Annotated in this window: 13 protein-coding genes; 1 reads left to right on the top strand and 12 read right to left on the bottom strand. The window is 72.0% G+C overall.

Going from position 1 to position 15,921, the window contains the following annotated elements:
- Positions 1-14 precede the first annotated feature (14 nt).
- The 11 genes from ACFYQ5_RS15325 to ACFYQ5_RS15275 all read right to left on the bottom strand — a co-directional run bounded on the left by ACFYQ5_RS15325 (position 15) and on the right by ACFYQ5_RS15275 (position 10,173).
- Positions 15-185, bottom strand: coding sequence for a hypothetical protein (locus tag ACFYQ5_RS15325; RefSeq protein WP_389197766.1), 171 nt, complete (start codon positions 183-185; stop codon positions 15-17).
- A complete protein-coding gene (locus ACFYQ5_RS15320; protein WP_389197764.1) occupies positions 182-2,026 on the bottom strand; it encodes an acyl-CoA dehydrogenase in 1,845 nt (614 codons plus the stop codon). The genes ACFYQ5_RS15325 and ACFYQ5_RS15320 overlap by 4 nt, the downstream gene beginning before the upstream one ends.
- Before the next feature lie 51 nt (positions 2,027-2,077).
- Positions 2,078-3,028 (bottom strand): carbohydrate kinase, encoded by a 951-nt coding sequence (locus tag ACFYQ5_RS15315; RefSeq protein ID WP_389197762.1) that lies wholly within the window; start codon positions 3,026-3,028, stop codon positions 2,078-2,080.
- A 113-nt stretch (positions 3,029-3,141) separates the two neighbouring features.
- The gene (locus ACFYQ5_RS15310) at positions 3,142-3,405 is read right to left on the bottom strand and encodes a type B 50S ribosomal protein L31 (protein WP_389197760.1); all 264 of its coding nucleotides are present in this window, start codon (positions 3,403-3,405) and stop codon (positions 3,142-3,144) included.
- A 103-nt stretch (positions 3,406-3,508) separates the two neighbouring features.
- Positions 3,509-4,855, bottom strand: coding sequence for an MFS transporter (locus tag ACFYQ5_RS15305; protein WP_389197758.1), 1,347 nt, complete (start codon positions 4,853-4,855; stop codon positions 3,509-3,511).
- Positions 4,852-5,517 (bottom strand): helix-turn-helix domain-containing protein, encoded by a 666-nt coding sequence (locus ACFYQ5_RS15300; RefSeq protein WP_389197756.1) that lies wholly within the window; start codon positions 5,515-5,517, stop codon positions 4,852-4,854. Before ACFYQ5_RS15300 ends, ACFYQ5_RS15305 begins: the two co-directional genes overlap by 4 nt.
- Positions 5,518-5,584: 67 nt before the next feature.
- Positions 5,585-6,454, bottom strand: coding sequence for an ABC transporter substrate-binding protein (locus tag ACFYQ5_RS15295; RefSeq protein WP_389197754.1), 870 nt, complete (start codon positions 6,452-6,454; stop codon positions 5,585-5,587).
- 5 nt (positions 6,455-6,459) lie between these two features.
- On the bottom strand, positions 6,460-7,152 hold the full coding sequence (locus ACFYQ5_RS15290; RefSeq protein ID WP_389197753.1) for a GNAT family N-acetyltransferase: 693 nt from the start codon (positions 7,150-7,152) through the stop codon (positions 6,460-6,462).
- A gap of 48 nt (positions 7,153-7,200) precedes the next feature.
- Entirely contained in the window at positions 7,201-8,109 is a 909-nt protein-coding gene (locus ACFYQ5_RS15285; RefSeq protein ID WP_389197751.1) for a YihY/virulence factor BrkB family protein, read from the bottom strand.
- Positions 8,110-8,230: 121 nt separating this feature from the next.
- Positions 8,231-8,548 carry a cupin gene (locus tag ACFYQ5_RS15280; protein ID WP_389197749.1) on the bottom strand — a complete coding sequence of 106 codons (318 nt, stop codon included), beginning with the start codon at positions 8,546-8,548 and terminating at the stop codon, positions 8,231-8,233.
- Between the two features lie 440 nt (positions 8,549-8,988).
- A complete protein-coding gene (locus ACFYQ5_RS15275; RefSeq protein ID WP_389197747.1) occupies positions 8,989-10,173 on the bottom strand; it encodes a S8 family serine peptidase in 1,185 nt (394 codons plus the stop codon).
- A gap of 350 nt (positions 10,174-10,523) precedes the next feature.
- On the opposite strand from ACFYQ5_RS15275, the gene ACFYQ5_RS15270 reads away from it, so the two are divergent.
- Positions 10,524-13,721, top strand: a complete 3,198-nt coding sequence (locus tag ACFYQ5_RS15270) for an alpha-L-rhamnosidase (protein ID WP_389197745.1) — start codon at positions 10,524-10,526, stop codon at positions 13,719-13,721.
- A gap of 60 nt (positions 13,722-13,781) precedes the next feature.
- Here ACFYQ5_RS15270 and ACFYQ5_RS15265 read toward each other — a convergent pair whose 3' ends face one another.
- On the bottom strand, positions 13,782-15,875 hold the full coding sequence (locus tag ACFYQ5_RS15265; RefSeq protein WP_389197743.1) for a beta-galactosidase: 2,094 nt from the start codon (positions 15,873-15,875) through the stop codon (positions 13,782-13,784).
- Positions 15,876-15,921: the final 46 nt, after the last annotated feature.

Here is a 15,921-nt window from a genome sequence, read left to right as displayed (position 1 = left end):
GGCCTTCGGGCGGGTCAGCCCTTGGGGTGAACCGATTCGCCGCCTTGCGCCTGCGGCTGTCCGCCCCGGCGGGCGATCATGGACACCGTGCCCCAGTAGGCCAGCAGAACGACGCGCAGGCCCAGGATCTCCAGGCTCTCCCCGAGGCGTCCGCACGCGGCCCGCCCCTTGGCCATGGCGTTCATCGGGCGTTCTCCGGGCCGGCGTTCCAGGGTCCGAGGGGATCGTCGTACGCCTTCGCGTAGCCGGGTCCGGCGATCGGCCAGTCGGCGAGCAGCTTCTCGGGCAGGGCGAAGGATTCGGCCAGTTGCGGGGCGTGCGCGGCGACGGCCGTGATCAGCTGCTCGGCGTTCTCCGCGAGGGCTTCGACCTGACCGGCGCTCAGGAGGCCTGCGGCGAGCAGATCGCCGCTGTTGCGGGCCACCCATTCGACGGCGAACAGCCGTTCCAACTCTCCCAGCCGGTCCCTGGCGCCCCCCTCGGGCAGCGCCGCGCGGGCCTCGGCGTAGGCCGCGGCGGCCTCGCGGTACGCATAGGCCTCGACCCCGCGCAGGGCGGGGCCCGAGGCCGCATTCCACCGCTCGAGGAGGTCGGTGCCGGGCGCCCGCTGCGCGCGGTCTCTCGCCCGGGCGAACCAGATGTCCTGGACCGCGCCGAGGAGTTCGCCGAGAAAACGCGGTTCGGCCAGGTCACCGGGGTGCGGGCCCCGGTCCGGGACGTCCGCCCGGCCGGGCTCGGCGGCGAAGAGCATGTCGGTCGCCGCCTTGGCGTACAAGGCGATGTTGTCGCCCTCCGCGGTGATGGCTCCCTCCACTCCCGTGACGAGCTCGGTCATGCCGTTGTTCTCCAGCAGGGCCTGCGCGCCACAGCGTTCACGGCTCTCGACGATGACGTCACGGGCCCGCCAGGTGATCCATGCCTTGGCGACGTCGACGAGCCTGCCCGCGTCCCTCCGGCCGTCCTTCTCCGTACTGGCTTCCCACCGCTCCTGTGCCCTGCGGTGGAGCAGGCTCATGGCGAAGACCGTGGCCATGGCCGAGGCGAGCGGTCCGTGGTGGGTCCGGTGCGCGTTGACGGGCACCGGGGGCGCGCCCCGGGTCCCGGAGATCAGCCGGTGCCCGCCGTAGCGCACGGCGACGGCGAGGGTCGCGCGGGCCGAGCCCGCCGCGCAGGCGCTCATCGAGATCCGGCCGGGGACGACCCGCCCGATCGAGGTCAGGAAACGCCGCCGCCTGTCGCCCGGTCCGGTCCTGAACTCGCCGGGGGGGTGCCCTTCCTCGTCGGATCCCAGCAGGGCGTCCCGCGCCACGAAGAGCCGGTCGAACGAGGTCAGGCAGTGGTCCACCGGGCTGCCCATCCGGGCGGGGAGGCGCCGCACCCGGATGCCCGGCAGCGGCTGTTCGTCGTCGGTGAGCGGCACCAGGAAGAGGCGTACCCCGTGGTCGGACCCGTCGGCCACCAGGCGTGCGGCGACCAGACCGGACTTGGCTCCGCCCGCCGGGCTGGTGTTGGGCATGAACTTCTGCGCGCCCGCGTTCGGGGTGTGCAGGACGAAGCCGTCCCGCTCACGGTCGTACGTCGCGGTGGTCTCCATGGCCGACGCGTTGTTGCCGTGCGCCACCTCCGTGCAGAGGAAGGTGCCGATGCGCCGCATCGTGAGGTAGTCGGAGAGATCGCGGCGGCCCACGCAGGCGTGGTCGAGGAGGCTGCCGAGGAAGAGGTTGTAGTGAATGCCCGCCACGGTGGTCAGCGCGGGGTCCACCGGGCCGAGCCAGGCGTGCAGGGCGGCCAGTGCGCGCGGGTCGGCGGCGAGGCGTGCTCCGCTGTCGAGGGAGAGGTTGAGGATCCGCAAACGGTCGTAGGCGAGTTCCAGTCGCTCTTCGGACGTTCCGCCGGGGGGACGGCGGAACGGTTCTGTGCTGATCAGCCGCTGCCAGAACCCGTGTTCGCGGCGGAATTCCGGACCGAGGAGGACGCCGGTCAGCTGTTCGGTGGTGGACGGTGGGACGGTGGGGACAAGAGTCATGGTCATAACGAAATCAACGACCGCGGTACGGGCGAGGACACCCTGGACGCTCTAGTGTTCCGGGGCGGGCACGCTGGTCAGAGCCACTGCCAGCTCCTCCTCGTCGGGAGGCAGGGCGCCGGCCCGTGCGACGGTCACGGCGGCCGAGGCCACGGCGTGGCGCAGTACATCGCGCAGTACGGCGGTGTCCAGGGCACGCAGCCGGGCGCGACCCCGCGCTCCGAGCAGGCCGTGGGCGGCGAGGGCGTGCAGGGTGCCGGACATAAAGGCGTCGCCCGCCCCCACCGTGTCCGTGATCGGCACCGGCGGAGCTCCGGTGCTCACCGTCGCGCCCGGCAGGAACGCTGTTGCCCCTCCTGCGCCACGGGTGAGCAGGACGACCGCCGGCCCGGAGCGCAGCCACCGCCCGGCGGCCTCCTCCGGGAGCTCGTCCGGATACAGCCATAGCAGGTCCTCGTCGCTGGCCTTGACGACATCGCTCAGTGCCGCACAGCGCTCCGCCCGGTGTACGGCACGGGCGTGGTCACCCATCAGCGCGGGCCTCACATTGGGGTCGTAACTGATGGTCGCCTCCGTCCGGAGTGACCGGACGAGGTCCAGGACGGTGTCCGCGCCGGGCTCCAAGGCGGTGGCGACGGAGCCGGTGTGAACATGCTGGGGCATCTCCCCGGGCCGCTCCACCGGGCCCAGCGTCCAAGTGATCTCGAAGGTGTACGTGGCCCGGCCCGCGTCGTCGAGGTCGACCGTGGCGGCCGGGGTGGGCGCACCGCTCCCGTCCGTGAGGACCCGCACCCCGGCCGAAGCCAGGTGGTCCCCGATCAGCCGCCCCACCGGGTCCGGGCCGAGCTGGGTGACCAGAGTGGTGCTGCGGCCCAGTCTGGCCAGACCGTACGCGACGTTCGCGGGACTGCCGCCGGGATGGATCCGGTCCGGCACGCCCGGCAGCCGGACGATGTCGGCGACGCATTCTCCAATGACCAGCAGGGCGGGGCTGTCGGGCATGGGGGTGGGTCTCCTGGGAGTACGCGGGCGGGTGCCCCGGGTGGGGCACGGCTGTCACGGGACACGCTGCGCCGATTCTGCCCCGTGTGCGGGGACCCGTGGAGGCCCGGGGCTCAGGGGGCGTCGCCACGCCCTTCGTCGCCGTAGCGCCGCTCGAACTTGGCGACCTGGCCCTCGGTGTCGACCACTCGTGCCTTGCCGGTGAAGAACGGGTGGCTCTCGGCGGAGATCTCCACATCGATGACCGGGTAGCTGTTGCCGTCGTCCCAGTCGATCGTCTGCTCGCTCGACGCGGTGGACCGGGTCAGGAAGGCGTACCCGGCGGAGCGGTCACGGAAGACCACGGGACGGTACGAAGGGTGCTTGTCCTGCTGCATGTCTGCTCCTGGGTGTACGGGATCTCGCGTCCCGGCTCCGGGCCAGCCTCGCCAAGGGCGGGGCCCCGCGCGAACCGGGGCGTCCGTACGGAGCAGAGGGGTGTCAGCCGCCGCCGTTCCCGGTGACGGCGGCGGCCGGCGGGACGGCGGCTTCGCGGCCGGACCACAGCAGGGCTCCCGTCAGCATCACCACGGCGCCGAGCAGCCAGGGGAGGGGCCCGGCCGGCAGCGCGCCGACGGTCAGCCCGCCGGCCGCCCCGACCAGTTGCAGGGAGAGCGACTGCACCGAGAGGGCGGTCGCCCGGCCGGTGGCGTCGACGCGGCGGTGCAGGAGGTCGTTCTCGCTGGGTCCGGCTGCGCCGAGGCCCAGGTAGATCAGGCCGTAACCGGTGGCGGCCACGGTCAGCGCAGGCGCCCCGTCCAAGGACACCGTGGCTCCGAGCGCCAGGAGACCGGCGGTGCTCGCGCCGAGGCTCGTCAGAACCGCGCGTTCGCTGCCTCCGGCGAGCCGGGCGACGAGCGGTGCCAGCCGGCTGCCGAGCGCCGAACAGACGTATCCGGTGGCGGCCAGTCCGGCGAAGAGCACCGCACCGGACTCGGCCGAACCGGTCAGGTCGGCGGCGCGGCCCGGAGTGAGCAGTTCGAGGGCCGCGAACGCCGTGCCCGTTGCTCCGGCGGTCATCAGGATGCGGCGGACCAGCGTGTCCCTGGCGCCGAGCCGCAGCCCCGCGGCGATGGCACCGGGGACGCCCCGCAGGGCGGTTCGCAGGGTGGCCGGGGGGCGGGGTGGTTCGGTCAGGGCGGTCAGGACGTGGAGGACGAAGACGATCTCGACCACCACGCCGAGGAGCACGGGGACGGAGAGCGGAAGGACGAGATCCGAGCTCAGCGTCCGCAGCTCGGCCCCCAGGCCCGGTCCGAGGCCGAGCGTCCAGGGCAGCGCGCCGCCCAGCACCATGCCGAGCGCGAGGGCGGCGGACGACGCGGCACCCGCGCGCGCCAGCCCCGTGCGGATCTCGGCGTCGGGGCCCGCGTGGGCGTGCACGGTGTCGACGTACCAGGCTTCGGCCGGCCCGCTGGACAGGGCACGGCCCGCGCCCATGAGGGCCATCCCGAGGGCGAGCACCCATGGGGTCGTGCCGAGGGCTATGAGCGTGAGGGCGCAGGCGTTGAGCACACCGGCGCAGGCCAGGACGGCGCGGCGGCCGACGACGTCGGAGAGGCCCCCGGTGGGGAGCTCCAGAGCGGCGGCGGTCAGGGCGTGTGCGGCGAAGACCGCGGCGACGGCGGCGAGCGTCAGGCCGCGCTCGGTGAGGAGCAGCACCATGGGCGCGGAGGTCAGGCCCGCGGGCAGCCAGAAGAGGAAGGACACGGTGACGAACCGGCGGCGCGCGGTGCGTTCGTCGGGGCCGGTGACTACGGCGGGGCCGGCCCCGGGCGCTGGGGTCACGAGGAGCTTCCGGCGTCGGGGCCGCCATCGGCGGCGGGTGCGTCGTCCGGTGCCGCGTCGTCGGCGGGTGCGCCCGGCTCGCTCCCGGCCACCGGGAGCCAGGCGGTGAGCAGGACGACCCGCTCGGCCCGGGGGTCGTGCTCGTCGCGTGCGGTCAGCTCCGCGAGCCTGGCCGTGACCGTGTCGCGGAGTTCGCGGAGGGACTCCGGCGTCAGCCGCGGCATCAGGTCGTCGACCCCCGAGGCGTCGTGCCACTCCTCGCCGAGGCGGCCCGCGTCGATGTCCGCCTCGTGCTGCTCCATCGTCTGCTGCAGATGCTCGACCTGGCGGCGCCTGCCCAGCACCAGCATGGCCCGGCCGGCCGGGTCGGCGAGCATGGCCGCGTTGTCCGCAGAGGTGACGGAATGCACGGCCTGCCAGCGGCGCTCACGTCCGTCACGGTGCTCCGCCTCCCCGACGAAGGCGTACTTGGCGAGCACCCGCAGGTGATAACTGGTCGAGGCGGACGACTCCCCCGTCCTGACCGCCAGCTCGCTCGCGGTGGCGGGACCGTGCAGCCGCAGCAGGCCGAGCAGCCTCAGGCGCAGAGGGTGGGTGAGCGCCTTCAGTGCCGCCGGGTCACGCTCGGGATCGAGCACACGGTGCGTCGTGTCGCTGTCCATGGCGGGAGCTTAGAGCGCATCGACACTTTGCCAAATAGTTTTTGCAGAAATATTTTGGGCAACCTGCTCAGTCGCCCGTCACCCCCTCCACCGCGTCCGCGACGAGCCCAAGGAAACGCGCGTGGGCCTGCGGGCTGCACAGGGGTTCCGGATTCCACGGCACGATCCGCGCGCCTCGCCCGGCCGCCTCCCGGGCGGGGGCGGCGATCTCCTCGAACGGGACCGCGTTGGACCGGATGTCCGTCAGGAGGATGCGGGGTTCCAGCGCTGCCACGTCCGCCCAGTCCAGGGTGGCCCAGTTGACGCCGGCCCCCACAGGCGGGGACACGAGGTCGACTCCCAGCTCGGCCAGGACGCGCAGCTCGGGCCACATCTGCGGGCGGCCGGCATACGCCTGCTCCTGGCTCGCGGGGGAGAGCGCCAGCACCCTTGCCCCTTGGAACGCGGCCCTGGCGGCCTCGCGGAGCCGCTCGCGGGCGGCCCGCAGTTCATCCGCGGCAGCCGGGTCCGGAGCGCCGCCGAGCGACCGAGCGAGCTCGGCGAACCGCTCGGCGACCCGGTCGAGGGTGCGCGCCTGGCCGACGTCGATCACGACGACAGGAACACGCTCCTCCAGCTGCTTGGCGATGTCCGGGTCCAGTCCGTAGAGCTGGCCGTGGCCATAGCTGACCGCGACGACCAGCTCGGGCCTGCCGCGTAACAGGGTGTCCACGTCCAGCTGGTCACCCGCGCCCCGGTAGTCCACGGCCTCCAGCGGGAGCGTGCCGGTCTTCGCCCGGTCGGGCTCCGCCCCGTCGTGCCCGGAGCCGAAGATCCCCTCCGGGCGTATCCCGTGGTCCCACAGCGTCGCGCCCGCCTGGACGTACGCGAGTACCCGGGACGGCCTGCGGTCCGCCACCGCCCGTTGGCCGCGGTCGTCCGCGAAACTCCACGTCATGCCTTTCACCCCTTTGAACCTGCGGCCTCGGCCCTCTCCCGGGCTCGCCACCCACTACCTGCCCAGCCCGACGTCTCCACACCCTCCGTGGAACGCCCCAGATAGGTGAGCGGCCCGGGGTCGGGTACGTCGATCACCCGGAACCCGAGCCGGTCGTAGAAAGCCCTGGCCGGGGTGTTCGCCGTCAGCATGGACAGATGCGCGGCCCGGACGCCCTTCCGGTGCAGCGCGTCCAGGAACGCCCCCATCAGCTCCCTGCCGTGGCCCTTGCGCTGCCACGGCGGCAGCAGGTCGATGTGCAGGTGCGCGGGGTGCCCGTCCAGTTCGGGAAGGATCATCCGCTCCGGGCGGTACAGGAGCGCCGTCATCGCCTCGGTGAGCGTCCGGGGTTCACGTTCGGGCTCGGGGAAGCGGCCCGTCACCCGGGGGAGCCAGATCTCGCGGAAGGCGTCCACGAACCGCCGCGTGTCCGAGGTCCCCAGGACGTAGCCGACCGCGCGCCCCGAGCCGTCGTCCAGGACGAAGGTCAGCTCGGGTTCGAGGTGGGCGTACGGCTGGGCGAACAGCGCGGGCATCAGCGCGGGATCGGGATACAGATGCGTGCTGTCACCCCCGTTGTCAGCCGTGCGGATACAGATGTCCGCGAGGGCCTCCTGGTCGGCGGATCGGTAGGGGCGTACGTACGCGGTCCGGGTCATCGCCTCATCCTTCATCCCTGGGAGCGCTCCCACAAGGCCCTGAGGGCGTCAGGGGACCTCGTCCTCCTGAAGGTCTTCCGTGCGGGCCAGTTCGACGTTGAACTGGGCGCCGGTCACGAGTGCCAGGTTGGTGAACCAGATCCAGATCAGGAAGACGACCAGGCCGGCCAGCGAACCGTACAGCCGGCTGTAGCTCCCGATGTGGGTCGCGTAGAGCGCGAAGCCGGCCGAGGCGATCAGCCACAGGAACGCGGCGAGGACTCCGCCCGGCAGCGCCTGCCGCACGCTCCGCGCGGAACGCGGGCCGGTGCTGAAGAGGACCACGATGAGACAGGCGACCAGACAGAGCAGCACAGGCCATTTGAGCCCCTCCCACAGTGTCTCGCCGGCCTGAGCCAGGCCCAGCCGGCGGCCGAGCCAGCGTGCCAGGGGTCCGGTGAGCACGAGGGCGAAGGCACTGGCCATCAGCAGGACGAGCAGCCCGACGGCGGAGGCCACGATGATGTGTGCCTGGCGCAGGGCGGGCCTGGTGTCCTTCACCCGGTGCATGGCGTGCATCGCCCTGCGGAACACGGCCAGATAGCTGGAGGCGGACCACACGGCGCTCACGCTGCCGGTGGCGACGAGCAGCCAGACGGCGGTGCGCTCGTGGGTGGCCGCCTCCAGGGGCCGGCGCAGCGCCGCTCCGGACTCGGCCGGCGCGAAGGCCGTGATGTCGGCGATCAGGGCCGTGGTGGCGCCGGGGTTGGCCAGGCCGATGACGGACACGGTGACGAGGAGTGCGGGGAGCAACGCCAGAATGGCGTAGTAGGTGAGGGCCGCCGCCCAGTCGGAGAGGTCGTCCTTCCACAGCGATACGGGGGTCCTGCGCAGTGCGGTGCGCCAGCGCCTCCGCGCGGTGCGCCCTGCCGGGGGCGTGGTTCGTTCCGCGACGGGGTCGTCGGTCCTGCTGGGCACGCGATTACTCCGGGGGAGGTAGGAAAGGCGGACGGACGGGACGCCGTCACCGGTGTGCCCGGCGTCCCGGCTGTCCCCCTTTCTCTCATGCCTCGGTCCCGCGGGTGTACTCCAGGTGGGTTCAGTCGTTGACGGCGGTGAGCAGCACCACCGCGTCCTCCAGTGCCAGCAGCCCGTGCCGCTCCTGAGGAATGGGGTGCAGCCCGCCCGCCGCGAGGTCCACGTCCCCGGACCCCGCGGTGAGCCGGACCGCGCCGCGCAGCACCTGGAGCGACGCGGCGGGCGGCGCGTTGTGCTCGTCCAGCGCGGATCCGGCGGTGAGCGCGATCACCGTCTGCCGCAGTGGCTCCTGGCGCAGCAGCAGATGTGCGCTGCGCCCGTGCGCGTTGGCGCGGGCCGCGGCCAGGTGCTCGTCGGCGAGAGCGTTGAGATCATCCATACGACCACTGTGCCGCAGCCCCCGCTCCCCCGCTATCGCTTCCCGCGCGGCCAGGCCGCCGTGTCGTCCGGCAGCAGACCGGAGGCGTCCAGCGGTGTGCGCGCAAGAGACAGACTTCTGACTGCAAGACGTTACGCAGGGGCAGGGTGCCTCTGGGGACCGTTCCGGAACCCGGGAAACACCCCGCCGCGCCCCCTTACGGATTCATGTTGATGTCGAAGGTGGACGGGACTGCTGGCTGCCCTCCCAGGCGATTCGTCTGGACCATGATCCCGCTGTACGTCGGGCCGACGATGTCCACGTGCGAGATCCGGATGCCCCTGGAAGACCTTGGAGGCCGAGAGCAGCCGGATGAGCCGCTCGCAAGCGCCTGCTCCACGGCGCGACGACGAGCGGGGCCCGCAGGACGCGGACCCCGCTCCGGTCGGGCTGGCCGGAGGTCAGAGACCGCCGGTGTGGAGGAGCTTGTCGGGAGAGCCGGAGCCCAGACCCGTCAGGACGCCCGGGGTCGCCTCCGCGGCGAGCCAGTCGGAGACCTCCTGCGGCGCCGCGTCGGGGTTCTGCTCCTTGTACAGAGCCGCGGCACCCGCGACGTGCGGACTGGCCATGGACGTGCCGCTCAGCGTCGTGGAACCGCCGCCGAGGTTCGCGGACACGATGTCCACGCCCGGTGCGTACAGCCACACGCAGGTACCCCAGTTGCTGAACGTCGCCTGCCGGTCCTGGTCGTCACTGGCGCCCACGGCGAGCACGCCGTCGGCACGCGCCGGGGACACGTCACAGGCGTCCTGGTTCTCGTTGCCCGCCGCGACCACGGGCAGCGTGCCCTGCGCCGCGAGCGCGTCGAACGCGTCGTCGACGGCCGAGGACGCGGGACCGCCGAGCGAGGCGTTGACCACGGCCGGCTGCTCGGCGTTCTGGGCGATCCAGTCGAGACCGGCGATGATCCCGGCCCAGGTACCCGAGCCCTGGCAGTTGAGCACGCGAACCGGCACGAGAGAGGCGGCGGGGGCCACACCGTACGTCGCACCGGCCACGGTCCCGGCCACGTGCGTGCCGTGGCCGTTGCAGTCCTCACCGTTGCGGCCGTCGCCGATCGCGTCGTACCCGGCGCCCACCCGGCCGCCGAATTCACTGTGCGCGCTTTCGATGCCGGTGTCGAGGATGTACGCGGTCACACCCTGCCCCGTGCCGTCCACGTCGTACGTGCCGTCCAGCGGCAGATTCCGCTGGTCGATGCGGTCCTGCCCCCAACTCCCGGCCACCGCCCGGTTCCCTGCCGCAGTACTGGCGGGCGGGGGCGAGACGGAGGCCTCACTGTTCTCCTCCACGGCCTGGACGCCCACCGCACCGCGCACCTGCTCGAGCTGCGCGGCCGTGAGCGAGGCGGCGAAACCGTGCAGGACCTTGCTGTACGTGAAGAGGGTGGTGACCCCGAGCCGCCCGGCCATGGCGGAAGGCTTCTGCTCGGGGGAGAGAGTGACGATGTACTGACCGGGCACGGCCCGGGCCGACCTCTGCACCGGCACAAGAGTCTCGCCGGTGTCGGCCGTCGCCGTGGTGGTGCCGATCAGGGGCGTGATCAGCAGTAGAGCGGCTGGTGCCCAGCGGGCGCGCAGGCGCATGCGTTCTCCCTTGGGATGGAGGAGCGGTTCGCGGACCCGTCAGGCCCGCGAAGTGTGAACACCTGACCTTTCGTCCATATCCCCGGCGGGCCTGAGCCACGTCAGCCGGACAGCGCAACAATCGGTACCGGGGCAGGCCCATTCGGCCGATCGCGTGAAAGGTTTCAACTTCTCCCGCAAGGGAAGATAGACCCGCCCCGGCGAGAGCGTCAATGCCACATGCAGCAGACTTTCAACCATCAAGCCAGAAATGGCATCATCACGAAAGAATCCTTGACAGGGACTGGTCACAACTCTAGCTTCACACCAACTGAAACGATTCACCCTCTGCATCGTTACGGAGCCGCGTTGTGATCAGCAGAAGACGACTGCTCAGCACCACCGCAGCCACCGCCGCGCTCGCCGCGGTGTCCGCACCCGCCGCCGGTGCGTCCGGTCCGGGGCAGGCGGCCGCCGGCCGGGCCCGGGTCACCGAGCCGACCGTCGAGTACGTACGCCATCCACTGGGCCTGGACACCCCACGTCCACGACTGAGCTGGCCCGTCGCGTCGGACGGTCCGGGCCTGAGCCAGACCGCCTACCAGGTGCGCGTGGCCACCGCCCCCGACCGCCTCGGGAAGCCCGACGTCTGGGACAGCGGCAGGGTCGAGTCCGCGCAGTCCGTACTGGTTCCGTACGCGGGCCCCGAACCGGCGTCCCGCACACGCTACTTCTGGTCCGTACGGGTCTGGGACGCGGACGGCCGGGCGTCCGCGTGGAGCGAACCGTCCTGGTGGGAGACCGGGCTCCTGGAGGCCTCGGACTGGTCCGCCGAGTGGATCGCCGCGTCGGCGGCGCTGACCGGCGCTCCCGCTCTGGACGACGCCTCGTGGATCTGGTTCCCCGAAGGGGACCCCGCTGTCGAGGCACCGGCGGCCACACGGTGGTTCCGCGGCAGGGTGGAGGTTCCGGAAGGTGTCACCCGCGCCCGTCTGGTCATGAGCGCCGATGACGGGTTCACCGCGCGGGTGAACGGCACGGAGGTGGCACACACGGAGGCGGACGGCCCCGCCCAGAACTGGAAGCGTCCCGTCCTCGTGGATGTGACGGCCCGCCTCTCCCCCGGCGTCCAGGTGATCGCCGTGTCGGCGACGAACGCCGCCTCAGGGCCTGCCGGGCTTCTCGGAGCGCTGGAGCTGACCACCGCGGACGGAACGACCACGGTCGCCACCGACGCCGGCTGGCGGGCCACCGACGCGGAGCCGTCCGGAGACTGGCATTCCGTCAGCTACGACGACACCGCCTGGCCGGCCGCCAAGGTCCTCGCCCGCTGGGGCTCCGGCCCCTGGGGACAGGTGCGGGTGGCGTACTCCCCCGCGACCCAGCTGCGCCGGGAGTTCCGGCTGGGCGGCAAACGCGTCGCACGGGCCCGTCTCTACTCGACGGCCCTCGGCCTGTACGAGGTGTCCCTCAACGGCGAGCGCGTCGGTGAGGACCGGCTCGCCCCGGGCTGGACGGACTACAACCAGCGGGTCCAGTACCAGACCTACGACGTGACGGGGCTGCTGGAGCCCGGCGACAACGCGCTCGGAATCACGCTGGCGACGGGGTGGTACGCGGGGAACATCGCCTGGTTCGGGCCGCATCAGTACGGCGAACAGCCCGCCGCCCTGGCCCAGTTGGAGGTGACCTACACCGACGGCTCGACCGACCGCGTGGTGTCCGGGGCCGACTGGCTCACCGCGGCCGGGCCGGTCACCGGGGCGGACCTCGTGGCGGGCGAGGACTACGACGCCCGGCGGGAGACCGAAGGATGGACACGCGCGGGTTTCGACGCGTCCGGCTGGCTCGCGGCCGACCGCGTCGACGGGGTCACGGCTGCGCTCGTGGCGGAAGTGGACGGCGCCTGCCGTGTCGAGCGTGAGCTGACCGTCCGTGAGGTGACCGAGCCGAAGCCCGGTGTGTTCGTGTTCGACCTCGGCCAGAACATGGTGGGCGCCGCACGTCTCACGGTGTCCGGTCCGGCCGGGACGACGGTGCGGCTGCGGCATGCCGAGGTTCTGAACCCGGACGGCACGATCTACACGGCCAACCTGCGCACCGCCCGCGCCACGGACACGTACACGCTCAGGGGGGGTGGCCGGGAGACCTACGAGCCCCGCTTCACGTTCCACGGTTTCCGCTACGTCGAGGTGACGGGATATCCCGGCACGCCGGGACGCGACGCGATCGTGGGCCGTGTCATCCACACCTCGGCACCGTTCACCATGGACTTCACGACCGATGTGCCCATGCTGAACCAGCTCCACAGCAACATCGCCTGGGGGCAGCGCGGGAACTTCCTGTCCATTCCGACGGACACACCGGCACGCGACGAGCGTCTCGGCTGGACCGGTGACATCAATGTCTTCGCGCCCACCGCCACGTACATGATGGAGTCCGCGCGCTTCCTCACCAAATGGCTGCAGGACCTGCGCGACGCGCAGACCCCGGAGGGCGCCTTCACCCATGTCGCCCCTGACCTGCCGGACGTCGGCAACGGCGCGGCGGGCTGGGGTGACGCCGGGGTGACCGTGCCGTGGGCCCTGTACCAGGCGTACGGCGATGTACGGGTCCTGGAGCAGTCCTGGTCCTCGATGCTCGGCTGGCTGAGGTATCTGGAAGCGCACAGCACCGGGCTGCTGCGGCCCGCCGACGGGTTCGGGGACTGGCTGAACGTCGAGGAGGAGACGCCCAAGGACGTCATCGCCACGGCCTACTTCGCGCACAGCGCCGATCTGGTGGCCCGCACCGCCGAGGTCCTGGGCAAGGATCCGGCACCGTACCGGACGCTCTTCGGCCGGGTACGCGACGCGTTCCGCGCCGCGTACGTCACGGCCGGCGGGCGGGTGAAGGGCGATACGCAGACGGCCTACGTGCTGGCCCTGTCCATGGATCTGCTGGCGGAGGGAGACCGCGGGCCGGCGGCGGACCGGCTGGTGGCGCTCATCGAGGCCAAGGGCTGGCATCTGTCGACGGGGTTCCTCGGCACCCCCCGTCTGCTGCCCGTGCTCACGGACACCGGCCACACGGATGTCGCCTACCGGCTGCTCATGCAGAGGACCTTTCCGAGCTGGGGCTACCAGATCGACCGCGGCGCCACCACGATGTGGGAGCGCTGGGACTCGATCCGGCCGGACGGCAGCTTCCAGGACGCCGGGATGAACTCCTTCAACCACTACGCGTACGGCTCGGTCGGCGAGTGGATGTACGCGAACATCGCGGGCATCGCACCCGGCGCCCCCGGCTTCCGGAAGGTCCTCGTGCGGCCGCGGCCGGGGGGCGGGGTGACGCAGGCCGAGGGACGGTTCGACTCACGGTACGGACCGGTCACCACGCGCTGGAAGAAGGACGCGGACGGCTTCGCGCTCCGGGTCGTACTGCCCGCCAACACGACCGCCGAGGTGTGGGTACCGGGCGGCGACAGGCGCAGCGCCGGCCGGGGCTCCGCGTCCTTCCTGCGGCAGGACGACGGGTGCGCGGTCTTCGCCGTACGGTCGGGCACCCATCGGTTCACGGCCTCCGCCTGACGGATCGCCCGCGGGCCCCGGGGGACGTTCCGTCGCCCGGGGCCCGCGGGGTGACAGCCGCTAGCCGACGGCGTGCCCGGGCTGACCGGCGGGGAAGGGCGTGGCCCCGGATGCCAGGCGGAGCACCGCGACTCCCCGCGAAGGAAGGACCAGGCCGCCTTCGGCCGTCGGCGAGGGGCCGGAGAGGATCTCTCCGGCCACCGAGCCGAACGCGACGGGCTCGTCCGTACGGTTGACGAGGAACCAGTACGCGTGGGAGCCGTCGGTCCGTACGGTCAGCTCCACCCGCCCCCGCGCATCGGCGGGCAGTTCGCTCCGCACACCGGCGCCCGACAGCAGGGTCCGCAGCACGTCGGGCAGCCCGTGGGTGCCCAGCCGGGTGGAGACGTAGGAGGCGGAACCGCCGTCCTCCAGGGCGCGCCGGGTGATGGCGGGTCGCCCTGCCAGGTCCCCGGTCCCGTAGCTCGCCAGCACCGTGACCTCGGGATCGGTCAGGTCGATCCGGTCGGTCCACAGGGTGCCGGTCAGGCCGTTGTCGAGTCGTACCTCCACGCCCTCTTCCAGGGGGGCGAACTCCTCGATGCGGATGCCCAGCAGACCGCGCAGCGCACCGGGGTATCCGCCGAGGTGGACGTGGTCGTTCTCGTCGACGACACCTGAGTAGTAGGTGGTCGCGAGGTGGCCGCCACCGCGCACATAAGCGTCCAGCCGGCCGGCGAGCGCCTGGGGCACGACGTGCAGGACGGGGGCCGCGACGAAGTCGTACCCGGTGAGATCGGTGGCCGTGGTGACGACGTCCACCCGGACGCCCAGCGCCAGGAAGGCCGAGTACCAGTCGAGCGCCTCTTGGCGGTAGCGCAGCAGGGAGGACGGCTGGGAGTCGCGTTCGACGGCCCACCAGGATTCCCAGTCGTACACCAGTGCCGCACGAGCCGGCTCCCGTACGGAGCCGGTGACCGGGGTGAGCGTCTCCAGCGTCCGGCCGAGTGCGGTCACCGCGCGGAACACCTCGCTGTCCGGGCCGGCGTGGGGCACCATCGCGGAGTGGTGCTTCTCGGCACCGGCGGCGGACTGGCGCCACTGGAAGAAGCAGACCGCGTCGGCCCCGTGGGCGACGTGGACCAGGGAGTCACGGGCGAGCTCGCCCGGGCTCTTGGCCACGTTGACGGGCTGCCAGTTGACCGCGCTGGTCGAGTGCTCCATCAGGAACCAGGGCCTGCCCTGGGCGATGGAGTGCGTGAGGGCGGCGGAGAACGAGAGTTCGTCCAGGCGCTGTGGGCCGGGGTGGGCGTAGTGATCGTTGGAGACGAAGTCGATCTCCTCCGCCCACTCGGGGTAGTTCATGCCCTTGGTGTCCCCCATCACCATGAAGTTGGTGGTGGCGGGGATCTCGGGGGTGATACGGCGCAGGACGTCGCGTTCGGCCCGGAGGTAGTCCTTCAGCGCGTCGGAGGAGAACCGCTTGAAGTCGAGCTGCTGCGTCGGGTTGGCGTGGCTCGCGGCCAGTCGCGGCGGCTGAATCTGCTCCCAGTCCCCGTAGTACTGCGACCAGAAGGAGGTCGCCCAGGCCCGGTTGAGCTCGTCCAGCGTGACGTAGCGGGCGCGCAGCCAGTCGCGGAAGGCCTGGGCGGCGTCGTCGGAGTAGTCGTAGATGTTGTGGCAGCCGAGCTCGTTGGAGATGTGCCAGGCGACCACGGCGGGATGGTCCGCGTAGCGGGTGGCCATGGCCTCCACCAGCCGCAGGGCATACCTGCGGAAGACGGGTGAGGTGGGCCGCCAGTGCTGCCGCGCTCCTTGGGAGAGGGTCTCACCGGTGCGGGTGACCGGCAGGATCTCCGGGTGCAGGGTGGTGAGCCAGGGCGGCGGCGAGGCGGTGGCGGTGGCGAGGTCCACCGCGATCCCGTTGTCGTGGAGCAGATCGAGAATCTCGTCCAGCCAGGCGAAGTCCCACCGGTCCTCGGCAGGTTGCAGGCGCGCCCAGGAGAAGATGGCGACGGAGACGATGGTGACCCCGGCCTCGCGCATCAGCCGGACGTCTTCCTTCCACACCTCGCGCGGCCACTGCTCCGGGTTGTAGTCGGCGCCGTAGGCGAAGCGTGCCGGGCGGTCGTCGGAGGGGAGGCGCAGCCAGTGGCGCTCGGATGCGGGGGTCATGATGATCCTTTCGGATACGTACGAGGTGCGAGTACGGCACAGGGCG

This window comes from Streptomyces sp. NPDC005794 (genome assembly GCF_042871445.1).
Taxonomy (GTDB): Bacteria; Actinomycetota; Actinomycetes; order Streptomycetales; family Streptomycetaceae; genus Streptomyces.
This window is presented reverse-complemented; position numbering and strand designations above follow the sequence as displayed.

Coding starts and splice junctions, on each gene's coding strand:
- ACFYQ5_RS15325 (WP_389197766.1), bottom strand. CDS start 185: ATGAACGCCATGGCCAAGGGGCGGGCCGCGTGCGGACGCCTCGGGGAG.
- ACFYQ5_RS15320 (WP_389197764.1), bottom strand. CDS start 2,026: ATGACTCTTGTCCCCACCGTCCCACCGTCCACCACCGAACAGCTGACC.
- ACFYQ5_RS15315 (WP_389197762.1), bottom strand. CDS start 3,028: ATGCCCGACAGCCCCGCCCTGCTGGTCATTGGAGAATGCGTCGCCGAC.
- ACFYQ5_RS15310 (WP_389197760.1), bottom strand. CDS start 3,405: ATGCAGCAGGACAAGCACCCTTCGTACCGTCCCGTGGTCTTCCGTGAC.
- ACFYQ5_RS15300 (WP_389197756.1), bottom strand. CDS start 5,517: ATGGACAGCGACACGACGCACCGTGTGCTCGATCCCGAGCGTGACCCG.
- ACFYQ5_RS15295 (WP_389197754.1), bottom strand. CDS start 6,454: ATGACGTGGAGTTTCGCGGACGACCGCGGCCAACGGGCGGTGGCGGAC.
- ACFYQ5_RS15290 (WP_389197753.1), bottom strand. CDS start 7,152: ATGACCCGGACCGCGTACGTACGCCCCTACCGATCCGCCGACCAGGAG.
- ACFYQ5_RS15280 (WP_389197749.1), bottom strand. CDS start 8,548: ATGGATGATCTCAACGCTCTCGCCGACGAGCACCTGGCCGCGGCCCGC.
- ACFYQ5_RS15275 (WP_389197747.1), bottom strand. CDS start 10,173: ATGCGCCTGCGCGCCCGCTGGGCACCAGCCGCTCTACTGCTGATCACG.
- ACFYQ5_RS15265 (WP_389197743.1), bottom strand. CDS start 15,875: ATGACCCCCGCATCCGAGCGCCACTGGCTGCGCCTCCCCTCCGACGAC.